Source organism: Bacillus sp. JJ1474, assembly GCF_036965225.1.
Classification (GTDB): Bacteria; Bacillota; Bacilli; order Bacillales; family Cytobacillaceae; genus Cytobacillus.
The window spans coordinates 1-2,578 of sequence record NZ_JBALPC010000169.1; the positions used below are offsets into that span (position 1 = coordinate 1).

3 protein-coding genes are annotated in these 2,578 nt (G+C 34.4%); all 3 read right to left on the reverse strand.

Annotation, left to right across the window (positions count from 1 at the left end):
* Positions 1-274: 274 nt before the first annotated feature.
* Genes V7164_RS18885 through V7164_RS18895 form a run of 3 tightly spaced genes read right to left on the reverse strand, consistent with a single transcriptional unit; the run spans position 275 to position 2,391 of the window.
* Positions 275-853 carry an NAD(P)-dependent oxidoreductase gene (locus tag V7164_RS18885; RefSeq protein ID WP_335354901.1) on the reverse strand — a complete coding sequence of 193 codons (579 nt, stop codon included), beginning with the start codon at positions 851-853 and terminating at the stop codon, positions 275-277.
* Positions 826-1,302 (reverse strand): hypothetical protein, encoded by a 477-nt coding sequence (locus V7164_RS18890; RefSeq protein WP_335354899.1) that lies wholly within the window; start codon positions 1,300-1,302, stop codon positions 826-828. The genes V7164_RS18885 and V7164_RS18890 overlap by 28 nt, the downstream gene beginning before the upstream one ends.
* Positions 1,303-1,332: 30 nt before the next feature.
* Positions 1,333-2,391 (reverse strand): AEC family transporter, encoded by a 1,059-nt coding sequence (locus V7164_RS18895; protein WP_335354900.1) that lies wholly within the window; start codon positions 2,389-2,391, stop codon positions 1,333-1,335.
* Positions 2,392-2,578: the final 187 nt, after the last annotated feature.

Below are 2,578 nucleotides of genomic sequence, written 5' to 3' on the forward strand. Positions count from 1 at the left end.
AAATAGAATAATACTTTTGAACTGTATTTATTTAATAAAAGATTTACAAGTTTGAAATATTAGTTACGTTTGATCGAATTAGACTTGATAAAAGATTATATTAATATGTTTGTTACATGGCAGTCAGGCGGGCCGATTACGGTATTTCATACTGTCCTTGAGAATGAGCATTAACTTACGCCATTTATAAAAAAAGGTCAAACCAGTCACATCAAGTCGTGTGAGGTTTGACCTTTTACTTTCGATAAAGCAGAGCGAATTCCATTGGAAGTTTTTAGACGACAAGTTCTCGCCTGTTTGGTAAAGGAATAGCATTGGATGTTTGACCACTTGTTATGACATCATAAAAGTTTTCAAAGCTCGTTTCAATCATATTGACGAGTGCTTCATCTGTGTTTGAGCCAATATGTGGTGTTACAAGAACACGTGGGTATAAATCGATCAATGCTTGTACAGTTGGGTCTAATTTCTTTGTTGGTTTGTCAAATTTTTGGAAGAATATTTGTTCTTCATTTGCAAAGACATCTGTTGCAAAGCCTTCGAGTTTACGAGTTTTAAGAGCGTTAAGAATGGCTTCATTATCTTGTAGTTCACCACGGGCAGTGTTAATAAGAATGGCACCATCTTTCATTTTTGCTATGAAGTCAGTATTGACCAATTTATCATTCTTCCCTGGAAAATAAGGTACATGAATACTGACAATATCACTTTCTTCTAATAATTCATCCATTTCCATAAAGGTAACTACTTGTTTCGCTTCTTCACTTTGATATACATCAAATGCTAGAACTTCAGCACCAAGGCCTTTAAAAAGCTTAGCTTCTGTTAAACCAATTTTTCCAATACCAATAATACCAACTTACAATTTCTAATTTCTTTACTAAACATAACGCCATCAACAGTAAAATCATTATTAGCTGTACGTGTCGTTGTGTATGCTGTATGTCTCAATAGTGACATTGCAAGTGTTAAAGCTAATTCGGCAATCGCATTTGGCGAGTAGGAAGGAACTCTTGCCACATGCATATCGCAATCTGCTGCTGCCTGCAAGTCAATATGGTTGTAGCCAACTGTACGAGTGAAAACATATTTAATACCGAATTCTTTCATCTTTTGCATATTTTGCTTATCGGCCACACAGTTGCCTCTTAATAAAACAGCATCCATTCCTTTTGCAGTATCAATATTGTCATGATTAAGTAATTCTTCAATCAAATTTAGCTCAAAACCATATTTATTTAATTGATTGAAATAACGAACCTCATTTTTTCTTACTCCGTAACAAGCTATTTTAAGTGTCATTGTTCATTTCTCCTTTTCGATTGATTTGATTTAACCAAAAATACCAGAAAGACTAACTAAATTAATGATGATAATCCATACCGGAATCATGACAACTGCTGTGATCGTTGAAAGTAAAGATGTATTAGAAGCAAGTACCGTATCCTTATCAAAGCTAATCGCATACGCAGCTGCTACAGTGGCAGTTGGTGTTGCCATCATGATAACAACAATCCCTACACACATAGCACTCATTGTAAGAATTCCTGTTAATGAAAGGATAGCGAGTAAAACAAGATTGATAATAGGGACGAGCAAAATTTTGTTGAAACTGTATATCCAGGATGTCCGGTCAGTAACAGCAGCATTAAACTTAACAGCTCCCAGTGTTGCACCAATCGAAAGCCAAGCGAGCGGTGAAGCTAAACCCGCTAAATAAGTCAGTGGCTTATATAACCAGACGGCTGTCTGATCGATCCGCAAGAAAGCAAAGTTAGAAATTGTCCCATCAGAAGCTGCAACGGTCACTTGTGGAAGTGAACCTTGAAAGATCCAAATGAATAATCCTAGAAAGGTTGCAATGACAATTGGATTAAGAAACATTTCTTTTATATTTTTTGTTTCCATTTTTAATCCACTCATTTTGATATAGCCGTATGAGTAGAGGAAAATTCGATAACCGATATTAAAAATAGATGCATATAGAACACCTTCAGCTCCATAAATGGCGCCGACAATTGGAATCCCAAAGAATGTTGTTGAACCAAAAATCGTTAAAACGCGCAAAGTGGTTTGCTTGTCATCTTTAAATTTGAGATACATAGGTTTTGAGATAAAGATTAATAGGATGTAAATAAGTAGGCCCCAAACTAAAATGTTCATTCCTTCGGCCAGTGACTCTTTGTTAATATCCTGCATAAAGGAATTAAAGGCTAAGGCAGGTAATGCTACTGTCAATACAACCTTTGATAGAATTTTTCCAACCTGATCATTAAAAATTCCTTTTTTCCGACAAAAGAAGCCTAATAAGATTATGAAGATTGTTGACGTAATGGAACTAACAATACTCATATCTGTAAGGGTTGTTTGGATAATTTTTAGCATTTCCATAAAGTATTCCCCCAAGTAAATTAATTGTGAAGTATTTCACAAATGACTATAAAAAAATAAAAGTATTATGTGAAATATTTCACAAGTGATGATATAAAGTTAAGCCGGCTATTTCTTACAAGCCAATCATAAGTTGATTCGACTTAATTAAGAATATATTTAAATTAACGAAATTTATGTAATTAAA